The organism is Haloarcula terrestris, from assembly GCF_031624315.1.
Lineage (GTDB): Archaea > Halobacteriota > Halobacteria > Halobacteriales > Haloarculaceae > Haloarcula > Haloarcula terrestris.
This window is the reverse complement of record NZ_JAMQOM010000005.1, coordinates 215,053-234,848: the sequence shown is the minus strand read 5'-3', so window position 1 is coordinate 234,848 and position 19,796 is coordinate 215,053. Positions and strand designations below refer to the sequence as shown.

Sequence of the window (19,796 nt, the reverse complement as noted above, 5' to 3'; positions counted from 1 at the left end):
GTGATACATTATGCTCAATGAAAACAGACGCTCACGCGCACTCCTGTACGTTGGTATCATCGCGTTCGCACTGTTCGCCATCGTCCCGTACTACTGGGTGATTCGGACATCGATCCTTAGCAACCTCGCAGCGATCAGCCAGGATACCGGGTTCATTCCCGCACTGAGCGAACTCACACTCAACGCGTATACACAGATCTGGAACCGGTTCGCGTTCGAGACGTACTTCCGGAACAGCATCATCGTCTCGGTCGCCGCGACGGTCATCTCGCTGTTCTTCGCAATTCCCGGGGCCTACGCGTTCGCTCGACTGGATTTCCCGGGCCGACAGGCGCTGTTCTACACCGCCGTGTTCACGATCATGTTCCCGTGGATCGTCCTGACTATCCCGGTGTACGAGGTGTTCTACTTCCTTAGACTGGTCAACACGCTCCCAGGGATCATCATTGCGCTATCCATCTTCGTCCTGCCACAGAACATCTGGCTGCTCCAGGGTTTCTTCCGGCAGGGGATCCCCGAGAACATCGAGGAAGCGGCTCTCATTGACGGCCACAACGAACTCACAGCGTTCCTCAGAGTCGTCTTGCCCCTGAGCCTGCCGGCAGTCGCGGCGGCGGCCCTGTTCGCCTTCCTCACCGCCTGGAACAACTTCCTCTGGGTGTTCGTACTGACGACGGACGAGGCAACCAGAACCGCCACCGTCGCCATCTATTACATCCTTGGGAGCGACGTGCTCCGGGAATGGAACGTGTTGATGGCCTCGCTCGTCCTACTGGTCGCACCGCCCGTCGTCTTCTACGGCCTCTCACGCCGGTACGTCGGTGCTGGGCTGGGAGGATCACCGGGCGGATAATCGGATGCTTCCGGATAGTGCAAGGTGAAACGAGAGCGAATACATAAATCGCGCGGTTACGAAATTAAATCAGGTGATAACACATGGCACGACTCGAACTTGACGAGGTAACGAAGGTGTTCGACACGAAAGCAGAGACAATCGTCGCGGTCGAAGAACTCGACCTCGACATCGAGGACGGCGAGTTCATCGTCGTCGTCGGCCCCTCGGGCTGTGGGAAATCGACGACGCTCCGCATGATCGCCGGGCTGGAGACGGTCACAGACGGTGAGATACGGCTCGGTGGCGAGCGGATCAACGAGAAATCCCCAAAGGACCGAGACATCGCGATGGTGTTCCAGTCTTACGCCCTGTACCCGCACAAGACGGTCCATCAGAACATGGCATACGGCCTCCATCTCAGTACGGACCTCGACGACGAGGAGATCGACCGGCGCGTCCAGGAGGCCGCCGACATGATGGGTATCGAGGACCTGCTGGAGAAAAAGCCCTCGTCGCTGTCCGGCGGTCAACAGCAACGTGTCGCTACTGGCCGGGCAATCGTCCGTGAGCCCTCGCTGTTCCTGTTTGACGAACCCCTGTCGAACCTGGACGCGAAACTTCGCAAGCATATGCGGACCGAAATCTCGCGGATCCACTCCGAGGTTGGCATCACGACCGTGTACGTCACACACGACCAGGAGGAAGCGATGACGATGGCCGACCGCATCGTCATCCTCAACGGCGGGAAGCTCCAGCAAATCGGGGCACCGAAGAAGGTGTACCACGAGCCGACCAACTACTTCGTCGCGGACTTCATTGGGTCGCCGTCGATGAACTTCCTCGATGTTGAACTGGAACGGAACCCCGATGGATCCGGCACGATCACGAGTGCGGACTTCAGTTACGACGTGAGCAGTCGGCTGCTTGAGCCGGTCGACGCCTCGACATCGGACCTGATATTCGGCATTCGCCCGGAGGATGTCCGTATCGATCCGGAAGCGCCACCAGAGAAGACCATCGAGCTTACTGTCGATGTGGTTGAAATTGTCGGTTCGGATAACTTCATCTACCTCGACTTGGCCGGCAAAGAGTTCCGCGTCCGGACGGGATCCGAGGTGGAACCGGCAGAGGGCGATGTCGTCAACGTCACGTTCGACGAGGACGACATCCACCTCTTCGACAGCCGTACCGAGGAGGCACTGGTCCACGGGTATTCCGACACGAGCGTGACACCACGGGTCGAGCAGTCCGATTCAACGGCTGACTAACCGGTGCGAATACGGATCAGAAAGCGGCGCAGGATTCACGACCTCAACGTATGACATACACTGTTGCACTGATACCGGGCGACGGAATCGGAGCCGAAGTCGTGGCGGCGGTCAAGCCCCTACTCGACGACGTGGCGGAACGTGAGGGCTTCGAGATTGAGTACACGGAGTTCGACTGGGGGAGCGACCGGTATCTTCAGGAGGGGGCGATGATGCCGGACGACGGCGTCGACCAGCTTCGACATTACGACGCTATCTTGCTGGGTGCGGTCGGCCATCCCGACATCCCCGACCACGTGACGCTCCATGGACTGATGCTGCCCATCCGTAAAGAGCTCAACCAGCAGATATGCAAGCGACCGACCGAACTCCGCGAAGGCGTGCAGAGTCCGCTCCGGGGATACGAAGGCGGTGATATCGATTTCGTGGTCTACCGGGAGAACACCGAGGGCGAGTACGCCGACGTGGGCGGGCGCGAACACCGTGGCTTCGAGCACGAGGTGGCGATCCAGAGCGCGGTGTTCACCCGCAAGGGGACCGAGACGGTCGTGCGCGAGGCGTTCGAGGCGGCCGCCGAGCGGGACGGAAAATTGACGAACGTGACGAAGTCGAACGCACAGGCCTACGGGATGGTCCTCTGGGACGACATCGTCGAAGAGGTGGGCCAGGAGTATCCGGAGGTGACTGTCGAGCGCTTGCTCGTCGACGCCGCCGCGATGGATTTCGTGCGCCGACCCGAGGCATTCGATGTGGTTGTCGCGTCGAACCTCTTTGGCGACATCCTCACCGACCTCGGCGCGATCATTTCGGGCAGCATGGGACTGGCCCCGTCGGCGAACCTCTGTGTCGACGGAGACGCGCCGTCGATGTTCGAACCGGTTCACGGCAGCGCCCCGGACATCCAGGGGCAAGGGATTGCCAACCCGCTTGCGACGGTCCTCTCCGGGGCCATGCTTTTCGACGATCTCGGCGAGGATACCGCAGGCGACCGCCTTCGCCAGCTCGTCGACGAACAGTTGGCCGACGACTCGGCCCCTCGAACACCGGATCTCGGCGGAGACGCTGGTACAGACGATGTCATCAAGGATCTCCGCGCCCGCCTATAACCCGTGCACCTTCCGACTCGCAAGGAGTTCGTCAAGCGAGTCAGGCGGTTCGACCAGTGGCAACTGACCCGGTTTGTCGCGGATCTGTACGAAGCGCGCGGCTGGACTGTCGAGACAGTCGATTGTGGGAGACTGTTGGTGCAGCCACCTCGCGGAACCCCCGGCGAAACGCTCGATGTTCGTCTCACGAAGACACCGCCGTCGAGCCGAGTCGATGCCGATAGAATCGTCGTTGGGACAATGGCGGCTGTCGAACGGACGCTGGACGAGGTCCGTGTCATCGACGCACGAGAGCTACACGGGATGGCGCTGTACGCTATCGACCGCGACCGGCGGCAGAAACTCCTGGCCGACCACTTCGAACCCGGTTCCTTCGCCGATAGCCGCGCTCTGCTGGACCGTCTCACGTCCACGATACCAGCCCTGCCATCGATACCTCGAGGAGCGGGCAGCATGGTTCTCGTCGTCGTGCTCCTGTTTGCAAGCGTTGCGATGGTCGCGACAGGCAACTTCGACAGCGCAGAAACCTCGGACCCGAACGGGGACGCCGAGCCGACGGTGACGCCGGTGTCGGTGAGTCAGTCGCTGTTCGAGGCGTCGACGGACAACGATATCGTGACACCGTCGTCTGCGGCCTGTCCGCGGCCGCCAACCGACGCCCACCCGTCGTCGTTGCGGCCCGTCCCGGTCGATGCGGCACTGAGCACTGGACTCGAGGGATGGGAAGCCGTTCGGCAACTCAACGCCAGCACCTTCCAGGGACCGAACGAGCTAACGATTCCCTGGACGCCCGACGTTCGACACGAATCGACCTACCGAAGCCCACGGGGAACGACGATAACGCTCATCATCGACCGCTGGCCGGACCAGCAGTCCGCCGCGGAGGCAGGCACTGCGCTGGCGAACAACTACCGGACTGCACTCGTCTGGGGGCGGTACACGTTCGCAGTCGTGTTCCCCGAGGCCCCGTCTGACTCGTCGACCGATTCGACTAACGCCAACGTCGACACGGATTCGCTCCTCTCCGAGATCATCAACCCCGAACAGGGGAAACTGGGTTCGGATTGTGTCGACGCGCTCACCGAGCCGAGAACGTAGCTCGATTCGGCAGGTTTTGGAGCGGGTGTCAGTGTTGCTATCAACGGTGGAGACTATGAGTATTCGGTTCGGTTCGCTGAAGCCCGCAGCTGGTCGCTAAGACGGGTTAGCGAGTCCGTGTTCTCGAGTGCCTCGGTGTCGGCTCTTTCCTCCAGGGCGGTCGCCACGTTGCGCTCGGCCGCCACGAGCTGGGCTCGGATTCGCTTGGCCCGCTCGACCTGTGCCGGTGTGAGCGACTCGTCTTCGGCCGAGGCGAGCAGTGATCGGGCGTCATCGGAGGCCGCCAGTGCATTCTCACCGTGCTCCGCGATCTGTTCGGTGTCGTTGCCGCGCCACCGAACCTCGGTCGCGGACTCGTTTACGACTTCGACGAGGAACGCCGCCTTCGATAGCTCCGAATCCGTCTCGGAGACTCGGGGATCAACGCTCCCGCTAGCGTCGAACCCGACCATGACGGCTCGCTCGGCTGGATTGTACGTATCGGTGGGGTACGCTGTCGCGGTCACCGCGTGTGTCCCGAAGAGGAGCAGTGTGAAAACGAGTGCGCCGAGGAACACGCGTGGCGCTCCGCGAACGGGTTCCATCCCGTCGAACGGGTTGTTCCGCGTCCGTTCGAAGGACAGCGAGTACGTATCACTCACAGTATCCGCGAGGAGCTTCGTGCGTTCGGACGCGCCGGTGACGACCACGCGGCCGGCCGCAGTAACGCGGATGAACGAGTTGTGGAAACCGCCGTGGAGAACCGTCAAACCTGGCCCCTCCTCGAACGAGTCCCGCTCCACCGAGTCGTACTCTTCATCGGACCGAAGCGCCGAATGCACCGCCTCCAGGAAGTCGATGGAGTCGTCGACAGCCGACGTGGAGACGAACACCGACCCCTGTTCGGCACTGAATCCCTCGTCAGTGTCGGCGAGGCGCAGTCGCAGCGATTCGATTGCGCTCTTGGAATACGCGAGACCGAACGGGAGACCTGCCGCCACGATGCCGACGAGGACCGCCGGAGCGAAGCGAAGCAGTGGGCCGTCATAGTGGAGCGCTGCCCAGAGGGCAAGGAGGACTACCAGTCCGCCACCGCCCCAGGAAAGCGCACGTAGCTTGTTCATTTCAGCCCAGGAACGTCTCTTTCAGCTTTCCGACGATCCCAGTCTGCCGCGCCGTACTCTCGGCCTCACAGACTGGTTCGAGCTTTTTCCGCAAATCTTCGTAACTCTCGAATCGCTGGACATCGGCCTCGTGTAATAACTCGGAGAGCATCATGGAGTTTCCGTTTTCGTCGATACTGATATTCGCCATCGGCCGACGTTCCTCTAGCCGACGCGATGTCACTGGATAGGACCAGCCGGCCTCGGTAATGAGCTCGTGGACTGCGTCTGGCCCATGTGGCATGTCCTAACAGTTGCGAGTAATGCCAATAAATATACCGTCGGTGAGACGAATTACCCCTGTCAGAACTCCTTGAATCCGGCGACGACGTTGCTGCCGAAATTGACGCATCGACACAATGACGAACTCGATCATCGTCGGGGCAGACGGGGACACCTCGCCGCGCTCAACAACGACCGAAAGCGACAAAAGGTATATTCCACGTTCGGCCGAGCGGACATGTGTATGCCACGCGATAGTACGAATCCGTTAGCCGGACAGACGGCGTTGGTCACGGGTGCGAGTTCGGGTATCGGTGCTGCGACGGTCAAGCAACTCGCCGCAGACGGGGCTGATATCGTCCTCGCCGCTCGGAGCGAAGACGAACTGGAATCCGTCGCCGCGGATGTCGAGGCAGCGACGGACGCCGAAACGCGCGTCGTCCGGACAGATGTCACGGACCCCGACCAGGTAGCGGCAGCCGTCGAGGCGACTGTCGAGACATTTGGCTCACTGGACATCGTCGTCGCCAATGCCGGTCTGGGTATCGACGAATCCGTCGAGGAGATGTCCAACGAGTCCTATCGGGCGATGATGGATGTCAACGTCGACGGGGCCTTCTACACCGCCCAGGCGGCCTTGCCACACCTCCGCGAGGGGGACGGCTCGCTCGTGTTCGTATCGAGTTTCTCCGGCCAGTATCCGCGGCCAAAGAATCCTGTGTATGCAGCGACGAAGTGGTGGATCCGCGGCTTTGCGCTGAGCCTCCAAGGAGCGGTCGGCGAGGACGGTATCGGTGTCACACAGATCAACCCCACCGAGGTCCGGACTGATTTCGGCTCGGAGGACGATAACCCGATGAACGAACGGTTCGAGGAAGGCGAGGTGACTGAAGCGTCGGAGGTCGCGGATGCTATCGCCTTTGCCGTCGCTCAGAACCCCCCGACGCATATCAACAGCATCGACATCTACCGACGGGACAAGTTCACCCACTTCTGATACTGTCGGCTGTAAGTCTGTAAAGATATTCGCCACCCCGGGTGGCGAATATCTTAAAATAGTTACAGCCAACAGTATGAGCGCAGCGACGAGACGCACAAATCGGCCGGGTTCGCCTCAGACCCCGTACGGATCAGAGGACAACGTACCGTCGTCGAGTTCGAGGTCCCGGAGTTCGCCAACAGTGACGGACTCGTGGTCTTTGAGGTCGTTGGCGACTGGCTCCGAGACGAACAACTGGCCGGGTTCCATCGTGTTCGGGATCCGTGCGATCCGCAGCTCTTCTGGATCAGGTGTCCCGGTGATCGACGGCGCGAGTAGCAACGCACTTTCGTCGTCCGGAACGATCAGCGGAATCTTTGTCCGTTTCGTTTCCCCGCTCGTGGCGATGTTGACGTAGGTGTCACCGAGATCAAGGTCGCGAACGAGGTCCTCGTGCACCATATCGGCGAGACCGATCCCGAGTCCGTTGCCGTGGGACGGCGGCGTCAGTGAGCGGACGTAGATGCGTGTGTATTTCGGTCGCTCCGGTTCCGTTTCTCCCTCGAAATACGTCCGCCCGATGACGTTCGTATCCAGACCGGTGCCGCTCACTTCCTTCCCCATCTCATCAACGATGAGCAGGTCCAAATCCTCGACTGGGAGCATCGGCAGCTCCCGGTAGGCACGCTCCAGCAGTTCCGCTTCCCGTTCGAGTATCTGGTCTGTCGGGACCCCCTCGATGTGCGTGGCCCGGTCGTGAGCGTTTTCGACAAGCGCGATACCGCCGATTATCGGGAGTTCGTCGAACAGGATCGCTGCCCGCTCCCGGATCTCGTTGCCCATATCGCCCCGCAACCCCGCATTGTGCATCATCTCCGCCCCGTCGTGTTTGCCCATCCCGATGACCGCCATCTTGCAGAGTCCGGACTCGATTGTGTCGGTGAAATCCGTGTGGGGTTTGACCCGGTTGGCGATGAGGATGGCATCGGCGTCGGCGGCATGGGCGTCAACGTAGACTGTCCGGTCGTCGTCCTGGCCGACTTCGACGGTCGCCATCGACGAGCGGACGGGACACCCCAGGGAGTCTGGCGTCATCCCGAGGTCGGCGAGGACCGCTCGTTGCCCGTCGGCTGTTGCACCGCCGTGGCTCCCCATCGAGGGGAACACGAACGGTTCGTATCCGCTGTCCTGTAACGCTTCGATAACCCCTGCTAGCATCGGGGGAAAGTCCCGAATGCCGCGGCTCCCGGCTGTGATGGCGATCTCTGCACCCGGCGGGAGCGAGTCCAGCGCTGGGAGGTCGTCAACGGCTGCTCGCCCCGCCGCTGTCACGTCTGCAATGCTCTCGGTCTCCCACTCGACTGCCGCGGGAGCGAACCGTGGCAGGTCCGTCCGGACTGCGTCGTTGGCCGCCGCGAGTCGTTCCGGCTCCGGGACGGTGAGTGGTATCTCAGACATGATTCTAGGAAGGCAGAAGATGCACTAAGTCTTGTCTGTTAGCCCAGCAATGCCCGTAGATCTCCCTCGTCGTCGACTCCGATCTGCACGATATCAGCGAAAATCCCAACAAAATACGGCATTGGATCGGTATCATCTGAAAGCCATCTCCAGAAATCAATCCCAGTCCAGACGGCGTACGCCACTGAGAGCGGAAGCGAGAATTGCGGCGGGAGGTCATGCTACCAGTGTTTACACTCGTTGGTCGTGGCGATATGTTGCGCCAGCGAAATCTGCTGCCGACTCGACTGTATGACTCTTTATCGGTGACTACTGGGGGGAGTTGGTACCCGTCTACACTGGCGGATTTTGAGTATAAGATCCACTCGGAGACGATGAGAACTACCAGCGAGAAGCAGTCATTCACCGTGAAGCTGTATACGTCGATGGAGATATGCACATGAACACTTCCGAGAGTCAGGCGTCGCTATAGTAACAATTGAAATGATTTACACATCTGATCGCACTGCTATCGTGCGATCAGGTGTGTATTGATTTTCAATGGCTACTATAGTTCGAAGGTAGCTCTTGCCGAACCGAAGCATCTCAACAGTCACAGTTGAAGGGGCGCGCCAAAACACATAAGTCATTATCGTAGTAATCATTATTCAAAGTATGACTTTCTATGACCGGAGAGAGGAGCTTGATGCGCTTTCAGTTGCGTTTGAGTCGCCTGGCTCGGACGTATTCGTCGTCTACGGGCGTCGGCGTGTCGGCAAGACGGAGTTGCTGAAGGAATTCTGTACTGATCGGCCGCATATTTACTTTCTCGCGGCGCAGGAAGCCGAGCGTCGGCAGCGCGAGAAGTTCATCGACCAGGTTGCAGCGTTCTTCGACGATCGCACCCCACGGATTGACGGGTGGGACGAGGCCTTCGACTACCTCGGAGAGAAACTCCGTTCTGAGGCGGTAGTGGTTGTGATCGACGAGTTCCCGTATCTTGTCTCGGAGAACGACTCGGTCCCATCCTACGTACAGGGATTCGTCGACGAACAATTCCAAGAGACCGACTCGATGCTGGTTCTCTGTGGGTCTAGTGTGAGTACGATGGAATCTGAGGTACTCGGCCACGAGAGCCCATTGTACGGTCGTCGTACGGGACAACTCGACGTGCAGCCGTTCTCATTTCAGCAGGCCCGTGAGGTCATCGACTACGAGATCGCGGACGCGATTCGGTCTTACGCGATTACCGGAGGGACGCCGATGTATCTCACGCTGTTCGATTACGGGCGATCGCTCGCGGAGAACGTCCGGTCACAGGTGCTATCGCCGTCAGCAGTACTGTACAACGAGCCGGAGTTTTTGCTTCGGACGGAGCTCCGGAATCCCGCGCGGTACATGAGTATTCTCGAAGCGGTGGCGCTGGGGCACACGACGCCGAACGAGATCTCAGGAGCGACGGGAATCGATGTCGGTCCGCTATCGAAGTATCTACAGACGTTGCGGCAGCTCCGACTGATCGATCGGGAAGTCCCTGTGACAGCGTCCGGAAAGAAGTCAAAGCGGTCGCGGTACCGCGTCACTGACGAGTTCCTTCGGTTCTGGTTCCGGTACGTTGAGCCGAACCGCTCCAGTATCGAAGAAGCACCGGATATCGTCTACGACGGAACGATCGCCCCTGATCTTCCAATGCACGTCGCCACCGCGTTCGAGGACGTGTGTCAGGAAGCCGTGTGGGAGGGGATTCGACGCGGTGAGTTCGAGCCGTACTCGGAGGTCGGGCGGTGGTGGTACGGGGAAGACGAGATCGATATTGTGGGGCTCGCACCGAACGATAACCGGATCCTGTTCGCCGAGTGCAAGTGGACATCGGATCCAGTCGGGACGGCGCTGGTCAATGACCTGCAGGCAAAAGCAGGGACCGTTAGATGGGGACCAGATGATCGGGAGGAGTGCTTCGCACTGTTCTCAAAGAGCGGGTTCGTTGAAGGACTCGAAGACCAACTCGACGAACACTGGTCGCTATGGAATTTCGCAAAGATGGATGAGATCCTCACACCGTCCTGAAGGGTAGTCAGAAGTGTGCGTACTGAACATCAGCCTGAAACGCGAGAGACTAATGAACTGGCAGTCTGTTGTGCTTGTTTTACAATTGATTCCTCTTCGAAAGTTAGCACTTCACGGTCACGCATGAGGATTTGTCCATCACAGATCGTATGCTTCACATCGCTGCCAGCTGCCGAGTAAGCTAGATGGCTTACCAAATCATTTCGAGGTGTCAAGTGTGGCTTCTCAAGATCAATGACGGCCAAATCAGCTGGTTCTCCCTCTTCAATCACGCCTGAATGAAAGCCCAGTGCTGAAGCACTCCCCTGAGTCATCATTTGAACTACCGTCTCTGCGGGAACAGCACTTGCGTCATTAGCAGCAATTTTACCGAGCATGGCAGCATCACGACCCTCATCTAATAACGACAGGTCATTGTTTGAAGCTGCACCATCTGTTCCAAGACCGACTGTCACTCCTGCATCCATCAGACGCTGGATCGGAGCCATACCGCTGGCCAACTTCATATTAGAAGCCGGACAATGGATCACACTTGTTCCTGCCTCAGCTAAGAGGGTCATCTCGTGCTCATCAACATGAACTCCATGGGCGACGAAATCTTGTGGTTCCAACATCCCGTGATCTGCGGCATAATCAAGTGGGCGAATGCCATGGTCATTTACTATCGGAGTGACTTCGTTCAGAGTCTCATTCGCATGATAGTGAATTGGAATACCTGCTTCACGAACCCGAGGGACGAACTCCTCAAGATATTCACTTCCGACAGTGACTAAGGAATGTGGCATAAACGCAGTTGAGATTCTCCCGTCTGCCGCACCATCATACTCTTGTGCGAACTCAAGGCTTTTTTCGACATCGGCTAATGATTTGTCAGCGTCCTTCCCAGTCGTTACAACTCCGTGACCCAGTAGAGCACGTACTCCAGCTTGATCAACCGCAGCAACAATTTCGGGCACATGAAAGTACATGTCTGCAAAACCAGTTGTTCCAGACTTGATCATTTCTAACAAGCCGAGTTTTGCTCCGGTATGAACATCGTCTGCGGTCATTGTGCTCTCAGCTGGCCAAATATCCTCTTCTAGCCAGCGGTCCAGTGGCTTATCATCTGCACATCCTCGAAGCAATACCATTGGAACATGAGAATGGCCGTTAACAAAACCAGGAGTCACAAGCGAGTTTGCGGCTTGAAGAGTGTTCTCTGCTGTGAGATCAGAGCCAATCTTCTTGATTAAACCGCTGTCCTGATCAATCAGTATATCTGCTTGAGAGACCGTCATATCGGAACGCAGAACTTGTCCTCCCGCAATTAGAAGTGATGTCATTAGGAAGAATGAACATTCGAGGCACATCACAGTTTGGCTTTTTGTGTGCTCAAAGAAGCACCTGTACTGACCACTGCCGTCACGAATAGATTGGCCGCATTCACAACGACTATTAGTTGTATATATTATAGGTGTGACTTTCTGTTACATAGTGGAGGGTATGCCCATCGATAGTGACCGCTTCGAGCACGGGTCCAGCGAAGACCTCCGCTCGGGTGGTCGAACGAACGCTGAGGACATCGAACGCACGCCAAATCGAGTGGAGCAGACACGCAAACGCGAAGTAAAAGAACTGCGACCCGAAATCCGTCGACATCGTTGTGGCCATGATTTACTTAATTTCTAACCTTCTGGCTGTAAATTATCTTAGACATATAGTCTAGATATTAATATAAGGATTTCTGCGATAACTTCAGACAAGACATTTATTTCTCCCTCCAGACACCCCACTCATGAACCGTCGATTGGTCCATTCTATCTTTGCCCTCTTAGTTGCGGCCTCACTCATCGGTGCTCCGATCACGATGTTGGATTGGGGTCAGCAAGCTTCCTTCAGTGTTAATCCCGTCGAAGAATCCGACATCAGTGAAAACAGTCCGATACTCCAGTATGAGAGGCTCCCAAACTCCGCGCAAGATCCTGTTCGACGAGCTATTGAATCTCCTGACAACTACTACACGATCTACGGGCAAGAAGACTTTCCGGAGCCATTCAACTACGGTGACAACATTAACCCCGGCCAAGGTCAGTATGTGATTGTCTATGAGGAGCAGTACTATCGCCTTCGGACGAGTGCGAGCGGTGGATTCTTCTTCGTCTACTTGTTCTATCAACTGCCGTTCATCATCTATGGAGCGCTCCTCGCCGTAGTTGCGTTCCTGCCGTCTCAGGGTTGGACTGGAACTCGAACTGAGGCACTCATTACTGTCCCGGGAATCGTGTTTCACCTTCTCGGCCCCGAATTGGACTTTCCACTGCTTCCCCCAATGCAATTCGTTAAACTTGGTGTCCTCGCGGTTATTGTCGTCCTGATAGGACTCCTGTGGTCATATATGAGAGAGAAAAATATAATAGCCACAGACTGACAGCGCCCCGTCCGCTGAGTATCCAGTAGCGCAGTTCAGTCCTCCATGTCGTAGGTTTGCTTACCGAGCGGGCATTTCACTCCCGCTAAGGAAGATACATCCTCACAGCGACTGTTAGCGTTTCAGAACTGTTTTGAGTCAGTCCGGAACATCAACAAGAAACACTAGAGTAACAATTGAAACGAGTTCCACACTGATCGCACTGCTGTCATGCGATCAGGTGTGCATTGCTTTTCAATGGCTACTATAGGACGATGCCGTGTTTCTCACAGAGGGAGATACCGTAGCGAAATTGGTCCGAGGGTTCCTTCAGGCAACGGAAACCAGAGGCACTAAAAATTCGAGGTTCGTCGTCAGAACAGCCGTTCCAGAAGTCCTCGGTCGCGGTGTTTCTCCGCCAGCAGAACCGAACACTCCACGTCGTCAACGACATCAAGCACGAGCGACCCGGAGACGAGTCGGTGAAGTAACCCCTCCTCGGTCGCGCCAATGAGCAGGAGTGTGGCGTCGTTGGCAGCGTTCTCGATCGCCGTCTCGATGTCACCGGATCTGACGAGGAGTTCGGCGTCCTCTAATCTGTGGTCGGCCGCCCACTCCTGAAGGAACTGCTTGCCTTCCTCGCGGTCGTCAGCGACGTTGAGCAGCGTCACTTCGGAGTCGTATTCGGACTGGAGCAGCTTCGCGATGTTGGCTGACAGCTCAGAGTCCGGGCCACCGGCGGTTGGGAGCAGAATGCGCGAGGGGTCAAACCCGCGGTCACGGAGGACTAAGAAGTCACAGGGGACCGCCTCGGTCAGTTCGTCCATGGCCGACTCAGCTCGTCCTGGTGAACCGTGTGAGTCCGGCCCCCATCCCATCACGACGAGGTCGGCGGTGTGTGTACGGGCGGCATCGAAGATGGCCTCATAGGATTTGTGTGAAAGGATGGTATGTGTCTCGACATCGACACCGAACGTTTCAGCGTCCTTGCGGGCGTTATCGAGCAGCTGTTGTGAGCCTTTGTCTATCTCGTCAGACCGGTCGGCGGCAGCCGAGAGCGCCGTCTGGTCGGGCACCGTGACGATGTGGGTGGCAATCACCGTCCCGCCGCGCTGTTTGGCGATAGCACTGGCGAGGGTGATGAGTTCCTGTTCGTTTGCGGGGTTCGCAAGCGGGACCATCACGCGGTACTGCCCGCCGTCGGGCTGGACACCAGTGGCCGCGCTGACGGCCGCGTCGGGCATTTCTTCGGAGCGCGAGATGATGTGCTTCGACAGAATCCCCTGTTTCTCGGTTCGGGAACGGGCGTAGAGTGCGTACCATAGCACGGCTGCGGTAGCGATACCGAAGGAGAGCAGCAGGGCATCGCCGGCGACGAACACCAGCAATGCAAACGAGAGGATGACACCGAGAATCGGCATCAGGGGATACAGCGGGACCACGAAATCAGGCGTGTACTCGTCGGGGTTCACGTACCGCATAACGATGAGTGCGAGATTCAGCAAGCCGTAGATGATGAGGTGCAGTCCGGATGCGGCACCCGAGAGCAGTGTCAGATCTCCGATGATGATAAAGAGGAGAATGAGTCCGCCGGTGATGCCAATTGCTCTGTATGGCGTCCCATACTTCGGGTGGATCTCGTTGAGAGCTGGTGTGACAATCCGGTCACGACCCATGGCGAAGTTGATACGCGAGGACGCGAGGATAGAGGCGTTCGCACTGGAGGCGGTAGCGAGCAAGCCGCCGAACAGGAGCGCACCGCCCATTGCGGCTCCCTGAATGTAGCTCCCGACCTCGACAACGGCGATGGGGTTCTCGGCGTCAGAGCTGATGATGTCCGCGATGAATCCCTGTGGGACGGCCGCGCTCATGATTACAAGCACGAGCGCGTAGATGACGGTCACGATGACGACACTCCCGATGACCGCGCGGGGCAAGTTCTTTCCGGGCTCTTTGATTTCCTCGGCCACGCTCGTAATCTGGACGAAGCCGAGATAGGAGACGAAGATGAGTCCCGTAGTTTCCAGAGTGGTGACGACATCAGTAGCAGCCGGGAGGTTCGACGGCTCGGCTCTGAGTGTCCCGAGGAACGTGAACACAGTGAGGATACCGATAAGTAAGACGACGATGATGTTCTGTAACCGGCCAGTTTCTTTCGCCCCCACGTAGTTGATGAGGACGAAGAAGGCACCGCCGACAAGCGCTATCAATTTCACCACAGTAATCGATAGCGGACCGACGCCGACGCTACCGGAGAGTCCGAAGATGCGAGCGATGTACCGGCCAAACCCGACCATGTAGAAGGCGCTGGCGAAGGCCAGTCCAAGCCAGTTGGCCCATCCGGCGACCGAGCCGAACATAGGACCGAGCGCGTGATTGACGTAGTAGTACGCACCTCCTGAGCGGGGCATCGCGGTGCCGAGTTCGCTGGCTGACAGCGCCGTGAACATGGCGATGACGCCGCCGAGGATGAACGCTACTGAGGCGAATGATCCGGCCTTGAGGATGGCCTCCCCAGGCAGGACGAAGATACCTGCCCCGATCATCGTTCCGACGCCGATGGTCAGGGCTGCCAGTGGCCCGAGGTCCTTGGCCAGGTCTTCGTCACTCATATCTCATCCTCGCGGGGTAGGGCAATGACGGGGCGGTCAGCCTCCGTCACCAGACTCAGTGAGATGTCACCGGAGAGAAAGTTCATGAGCCGGTTCCCGCCACGAGCGCGATACGCAATAGCGCTGGCATCAACCTCGCCGGCAGCTTCGAAGATCTCGTCAGCCACGTCCCGTCCGTAGGCGGTGTGGTCGTCGGCGTCGGGGAATACGGACCGGACGGCAGCGTACGATTCCGCGGCCAGTTCTTCGGATTGCTCGACTGGCGACTTATCCGGTACACCACCCCCTTTCTCTACGACATGGAGAACTGTCACGTGGTTCGGCCCGTAGGGTTTGAGGGCCCGCGCGGTTGCCAACGCGTCATCCTCGTTCGCGACGGGAAGAAGTACGTGTTCGAGGAGTTCCTCGTTTGGAGACTCACTGCTCATACTGGTCAGTACGGCCACTCTCTGTTAAGCGTGTGTATCTACCGGACAGGACTGACCACTTGCGGATTTCTCCATAGGGGGCAATCGAAAATATCTCGCTCATCGAATATCAGCAAGCAGAGGCTATCGAGAGCGAAATCGGTGACGAAAGCGTTCTCACGACTCCGCTAATCGAAGAGGGCGTCGCTGACCTGTCCCCCGTGGTCCTCAGCAGGGCAGTTACGCACGATCATACGTTCGTTGTCCCCTGGGATGCTACCGTGCTGAAAGTCGGCGACGACGTGGTGCTCTTTGTGAGGACTGATATCGTCTCGGAGGCCATAGAGGCCATCTGAACGACTTCCACAGAATGAACGTGGTGTAACAACGTGATGGAGTGTATTTCTAGCAAATGCCCGCAGACCCACCACCGGATACTCGGGATTCCGACCGGCCCTCAGAGGAAACAGGAAGGTCTGGTCCGTTCGTACCCTATACGACTCAACAACTGGCGGACCGTATCGGAACGTTTCTCGGTACTCTGTGGTCGATACTTCGACGGGTCGCTGGGGCGGGGAGGCAGACGGAGGGAACCCAATCTCCGAATGTGGATCCGTGAACCGCCCGTCCGGTCCACACTGTGACTACGAATTCGGAGTGAGGGGTCTCCGTCCCGTATTGTCCGCTGGTAGATATGGTCCAAACTGTGGCAGGCAAATGAATACGATTCAGGAAATCTCGACTCCCTGGCTGACGGCCGCCGAGCCCTTTGTATTGATAAGGGCGACATTGTTAGTGGTCTGTATGGATGTCTCCGAAACGGATCTGCCAGGCGTTGGAAAGAAACACGAGATAGCGCTACGGTCAGGGGATCACGCGGTGATTCTCACTCACAATTCCGGAAAGCGGGAACTGATGCGGAAAGAGGACGTGGATGCTGATCCAGAGCGGTTACTCGAACTCACTGATCAGGAGTCCAGGGTCCTCGGAACAGTACTCGAAGGCGCGTACTTCCAGCCTATCGAATCCGATGACGACGAGACGCTGTTTGCCGACGATCTGATGATCGACTGGATTACAATTCTCGAATCGTCGCCCGTTATCGGAGACACTGTCAGCGCCACCGCTCCCGACAACATCACTGTGTTAGCGGTATATCAGAACGAGGAGCTCATTGCGGACTCGTTCACCGAGACTGCGTTTCAAGCCGGTGACACGGTAATTGTCGCCGGAACGCAGGACGCAGTCGGGCGGTTTGACGCACAGGTCTCCAGCAATCAGTAATCGATGGCCGCAAACACGCTATTACTTGAAGTCGGTATCATCTTTGCCGCTGTGGCACTCGTCGGCGCAATTGCGTCTCGACTAAACCAATCGGTCATTCCGTTCTATATCGTCGTAGGGATGGTCCTCTCCCCATACGTCATTGGTCGAGTAACGCTCCCGGTCGTCGACACAGTGTTCATTCAGGAGACGACGTTCGTCAAAATCGCCGCAGAACTCGGCATCGTGTTTCTCCTGTTCTTTCTCGGGCTTGAGTTCAATCTCGACCGGCTCTTGGAGAGCAAAGAGCGGATCGGTAAGGTAGGAACCATCGACCTCGTCATCAATTTCGGCGGTGGATTGCTCCTCGGGTACGCGCTCTTTGGTGCGTTTCTCCCGGCATTTCTGACCGCAGGTATCGTCTATATTTCGTCGTCTGCGATAATCACAAAGTCGCTCATCGACCGTGGGTGGATCGTCAACGACGAAGCCCAACCGATTCTCGGGACACTCGTCTACGAAGACCTGTTTATCGCGGTCTACCTCGCCGTCGCCTCTGCACTCGTCCTCGGTGGTGGTGACCTCGGCGAAGCGATGATGTCCATCGGAATCGCGATCGGGTTCATCCTGGTGTTACTCTTGCTCGTACATTTTGGAACCGCGTGGTTCCAGCGGCTCCTCCAAACGAGTTCTCACGAGTTTCTCATCCTCCGTACCATCGGCGTGACCGTCCTCATCGCGGGTATCGCGCTCGCGCTCGGGGTGAGTGAAGCTGTCGCCGCCTTCTTCGCCGGCATGGCGTTCTCGTCGACTGACTACGTTCACGACCTCGAACAGTTGCTTGAACCAGTCAGAGATACGTTCGCAGCGATCTTCTTCTTCTGGATTGGTCTCATAACCGACCCGACACTCTTTATCGGCGTTATCGGACTCATCGCTGTCCTCGTCGTCGTGACGACGCCGACGAAACTCGTCTCGGGCTTTCTCAGCGGTCACGTCTACGACTTGGATGCGCGCCGGTCGACCCGTGTCGGGGTCGCACTGGCAACTCGCGGTGAGTTCTCACTGATTATCGCTGCTGTTGCACTCGCCGGGGCTGGCACATCACTCACACCAGATATCGCACAGACAATCTACGCCTTCTCTGTCGGATATGTGCTGGCGATGAGTATACTCGGCTCACTGCTCATGCAGTACTCCGGTCCCTTGGAGACGTTCGTAACTGCCCGAGTTGGTTCCGAAAGAGGACTATAGCGGCGGTAATCACTTTCGTGACCGACAGATACCACCAGTTCGTCGGGTCAGCATAGTCGCCGGACTGCACGCCAGTGACAGGGACCAACTACAGCCCTGGCTCTCGGATGTACTCGTCACCCCATCGTTCGAACCCGAGACTGCTACTCCCGACCGTATACGTCACAAAATCGGCTCAATCGAGCGAATTCTCGTTCCGCTTCGAGGCGATGTCGATCTGGAGCGAATCGTTTCGCCTGTCGGTAACTTCCGCCGTACAAGCGGGGAATTCAGCCCTTCTGGGACTGCTGTTACAATATTGTGGAATAGTATTCTATTTTGGAATAGTACGCTATTCAGTCGATTCTGAAGGAGAAGACTCGCGGGCCTGTTCGAACCGGTCGGCCACTTCGTCGACAAGGTCTTCCTCTACGACGGTTCGTAGAAGGGCGTCGGTCATCTCCCGAACGACGATGTTCTGGTAACCCTGTTGGTTGAGCTGTCTCTCTAATTCGTACTTCAGCCAGGAATCGAAGTCCTCGATTGTCGCCTCACGAGCATAGAAGGGACGCTGTTTGGCAGCCTCGTAGCTGAACGCAGTATCGGTCATCGGGTCCCGGGGCTCGACCGATTCCTGGGCAGGAGTTTCTTCAGTCGCCTCCGATTCGGATACCCCGTCCGTATCCTGTGAGTCGTCATCCGGCTCGTCCGCAAGCGTCTCTCCGAGGTCAGCAAACGGGTCGTCCTCAGCCATGGCGGACCACCTCCCCTGCCTCGACAATGTGAGCCAGTTCGTCGAAACACTTCAGTTGGTCACAGTCAGGATCGTAGTCCAGGAGCGGTTTGCGCTCGCCGTAGGCCTTCGTGATGCTGGTACGGTCCCGGATACCTGGTGCGGCTTTTATTTCACCGGCGTCGACGGCCGCCCAGTCAGTGATCCGCGCGAAGTTCGGGATACGGTCCTGGAGATTATCGTGCGAGTTGAGCCGTTCAAGCAACTGGCGATCCTGGGTCTGTTGGTCGATACGGGCATTCAACATGTTCGGAACCAGCGCCAGGACATCGACATCCATATGTTGCCGAAGGGGTGAGATCTGTCGCTCGATGGTCCGTTCTAAGCCGGCTATTGCTTCGTTCCCAGGTGCGAGGGGAAGCACCAGATTCGCCGTCGCGACGAGCGCATTGTCCGTAAGTCGGGACCGATACGCCGGCGAATCCGTGACGATGTAATCATACGTGTCCCCGAGGAGTGGATCAACCACTTCCCGCTTGAGCAGCGCAGATGGTTGGAACACGTCGCCGACGACGATCTCCCGCTCGACTTGCTCTAAATCCTCGCTGGACGGGAGAATATCGAACTCGTAGCTGGTATCGTAGACGACAGAGGTCGGGTCAGCATCGTCAAAGAAAACGTCGCCGATGGTTTCCTCAGTGTTGTGATATTGGTCATCAAACCCTAAGCCGACGGAGGCGTGGCCGTTCGGGTCAAGATCGATGAGCAGTACGTCGTGGTCCTGTGCGGCCAACTGCCGTGCGAGGTTGACAGCGATCGTTGATTTGCCGACGCCCCCCTTCAGCATACACACCGAAACAGCTCGGTGGTTTCCGTCGGTCTGTGCCGACTCATATGGACTATTTGGGCTATTCGTTCGATCTATGCTATTCTTACTATCTGGACCACTCATACTATTCAATGGTATCAACCGCTTTCAACTTAACTCCGTCGTGAATGGTATAGATG

Annotated in this window: 17 protein-coding genes and 1 pseudogene; 10 read left to right on the top strand and 8 right to left on the bottom strand. The window is 57.6% G+C overall.

The window, feature by feature from the left end:
• Positions 1 to 10: 10 nt before the first annotated feature.
• From NDI54_RS14130 to NDI54_RS14115, 4 genes are all read left to right on the top strand, one after another.
• Complete coding sequence (locus tag NDI54_RS14130) at positions 11 to 853, top strand: carbohydrate ABC transporter permease (protein WP_310897077.1); 843 nt, start codon at positions 11 to 13, stop codon at positions 851 to 853.
• 83 nt (positions 854 to 936) lie between these two features.
• Positions 937 to 2,103, top strand: a complete 1,167-nt coding sequence (locus tag NDI54_RS14125) for an ABC transporter ATP-binding protein (RefSeq protein ID WP_310897076.1) — start codon at positions 937 to 939, stop codon at positions 2,101 to 2,103.
• 50 nt (positions 2,104 to 2,153) lie between these two features.
• A complete protein-coding gene (locus NDI54_RS14120) occupies positions 2,154 to 3,209 on the top strand; it encodes an isocitrate/isopropylmalate dehydrogenase family protein (RefSeq protein WP_310897075.1) in 1,056 nt (351 codons plus the stop codon).
• Between the two features lie 3 nt (positions 3,210 to 3,212).
• Positions 3,213 to 4,307, top strand: coding sequence for a hypothetical protein (locus NDI54_RS14115; protein ID WP_310897074.1), 1,095 nt, complete (start codon positions 3,213 to 3,215; stop codon positions 4,305 to 4,307).
• 53 nt (positions 4,308 to 4,360) lie between these two features.
• Here NDI54_RS14115 and NDI54_RS14110 read toward each other — a convergent pair whose 3' ends face one another.
• Both NDI54_RS14110 and NDI54_RS14105 read right to left on the bottom strand, forming a co-directional pair.
• The gene (locus tag NDI54_RS14110; RefSeq protein ID WP_310897073.1) at positions 4,361 to 5,410 is read right to left on the bottom strand and encodes a CPBP family intramembrane glutamic endopeptidase; all 1,050 of its coding nucleotides are present in this window, start codon (positions 5,408 to 5,410) and stop codon (positions 4,361 to 4,363) included.
• Between the two features lies 1 nt (position 5,411).
• Positions 5,412 to 5,693, bottom strand: coding sequence for a hypothetical protein (locus NDI54_RS14105; protein ID WP_310897072.1), 282 nt, complete (start codon positions 5,691 to 5,693; stop codon positions 5,412 to 5,414).
• Positions 5,694 to 5,915: 222 nt separating this feature from the next.
• On the opposite strand from NDI54_RS14105, the gene NDI54_RS14100 reads away from it, so the two are divergent.
• Entirely contained in the window at positions 5,916 to 6,668 is a 753-nt protein-coding gene (locus NDI54_RS14100) for an SDR family oxidoreductase (protein ID WP_310897071.1), read from the top strand.
• A 117-nt stretch (positions 6,669 to 6,785) separates the two neighbouring features.
• Here NDI54_RS14100 and NDI54_RS14095 read toward each other — a convergent pair whose 3' ends face one another.
• Positions 6,786 to 8,099, bottom strand: coding sequence for a DUF362 domain-containing protein (locus tag NDI54_RS14095; RefSeq protein WP_406600190.1), 1,314 nt, complete (start codon positions 8,097 to 8,099; stop codon positions 6,786 to 6,788).
• A 259-nt stretch (positions 8,100 to 8,358) separates the two neighbouring features.
• Here NDI54_RS14095 and NDI54_RS14090 point away from each other — a divergent pair.
• Positions 8,359 to 8,577 (top strand): annotated as a pseudogene (locus tag NDI54_RS14090) (IS1595 family transposase); the annotation flags it as partial.
• A 185-nt stretch (positions 8,578 to 8,762) separates the two neighbouring features.
• Positions 8,763 to 10,154 (top strand): ATP-binding protein, encoded by a 1,392-nt coding sequence (locus NDI54_RS14085; RefSeq protein ID WP_310897069.1) that lies wholly within the window; start codon positions 8,763 to 8,765, stop codon positions 10,152 to 10,154.
• Between the two features lie 29 nt (positions 10,155 to 10,183).
• On the opposite strand, the gene NDI54_RS14080 is transcribed toward NDI54_RS14085, so the two are convergent.
• A complete protein-coding gene (locus NDI54_RS14080; RefSeq protein WP_310897068.1) occupies positions 10,184 to 11,476 on the bottom strand; it encodes an amidohydrolase in 1,293 nt (430 codons plus the stop codon).
• 452 nt (positions 11,477 to 11,928) lie between these two features.
• On the opposite strand from NDI54_RS14080, the gene NDI54_RS14075 reads away from it, so the two are divergent.
• Positions 11,929 to 12,561 (top strand): hypothetical protein, encoded by a 633-nt coding sequence (locus tag NDI54_RS14075; protein WP_310897067.1) that lies wholly within the window; start codon positions 11,929 to 11,931, stop codon positions 12,559 to 12,561.
• Between the two features lie 353 nt (positions 12,562 to 12,914).
• On the opposite strand, the gene NDI54_RS14070 is transcribed toward NDI54_RS14075, so the two are convergent.
• A complete protein-coding gene (locus tag NDI54_RS14070; RefSeq protein WP_310897066.1) occupies positions 12,915 to 15,152 on the bottom strand; it encodes an amino acid permease in 2,238 nt (745 codons plus the stop codon).
• A complete protein-coding gene (locus tag NDI54_RS14065) occupies positions 15,149 to 15,580 on the bottom strand; it encodes a universal stress protein (protein WP_310897065.1) in 432 nt (143 codons plus the stop codon). Before NDI54_RS14065 ends, NDI54_RS14070 begins: the two co-directional genes overlap by 4 nt.
• 783 nt (positions 15,581 to 16,363) lie before the next feature.
• Here NDI54_RS14065 and NDI54_RS14060 point away from each other — a divergent pair.
• Both NDI54_RS14060 and NDI54_RS14055 read left to right on the top strand, forming a co-directional pair.
• Complete coding sequence (locus tag NDI54_RS14060; RefSeq protein WP_310897064.1) at positions 16,364 to 16,843, top strand: cation:proton antiporter regulatory subunit; 480 nt, start codon at positions 16,364 to 16,366, stop codon at positions 16,841 to 16,843.
• Positions 16,844 to 16,846: 3 nt separating this feature from the next.
• A complete protein-coding gene (locus tag NDI54_RS14055; RefSeq protein ID WP_310897063.1) occupies positions 16,847 to 18,076 on the top strand; it encodes a cation:proton antiporter in 1,230 nt (409 codons plus the stop codon).
• A 331-nt stretch (positions 18,077 to 18,407) separates the two neighbouring features.
• On the opposite strand, the gene NDI54_RS14050 is transcribed toward NDI54_RS14055, so the two are convergent.
• Together NDI54_RS14050 and NDI54_RS14045 are read right to left on the bottom strand one after the other, a co-directional pair.
• A complete protein-coding gene (locus NDI54_RS14050) occupies positions 18,408 to 18,809 on the bottom strand; it encodes a hypothetical protein (protein ID WP_310897062.1) in 402 nt (133 codons plus the stop codon).
• Positions 18,802 to 19,740 (bottom strand): ParA family protein, encoded by a 939-nt coding sequence (locus tag NDI54_RS14045; protein ID WP_310897061.1) that lies wholly within the window; start codon positions 19,738 to 19,740, stop codon positions 18,802 to 18,804. The genes NDI54_RS14050 and NDI54_RS14045 overlap by 8 nt, the downstream gene beginning before the upstream one ends.
• Positions 19,741 to 19,796 lie beyond the last annotated feature (56 nt).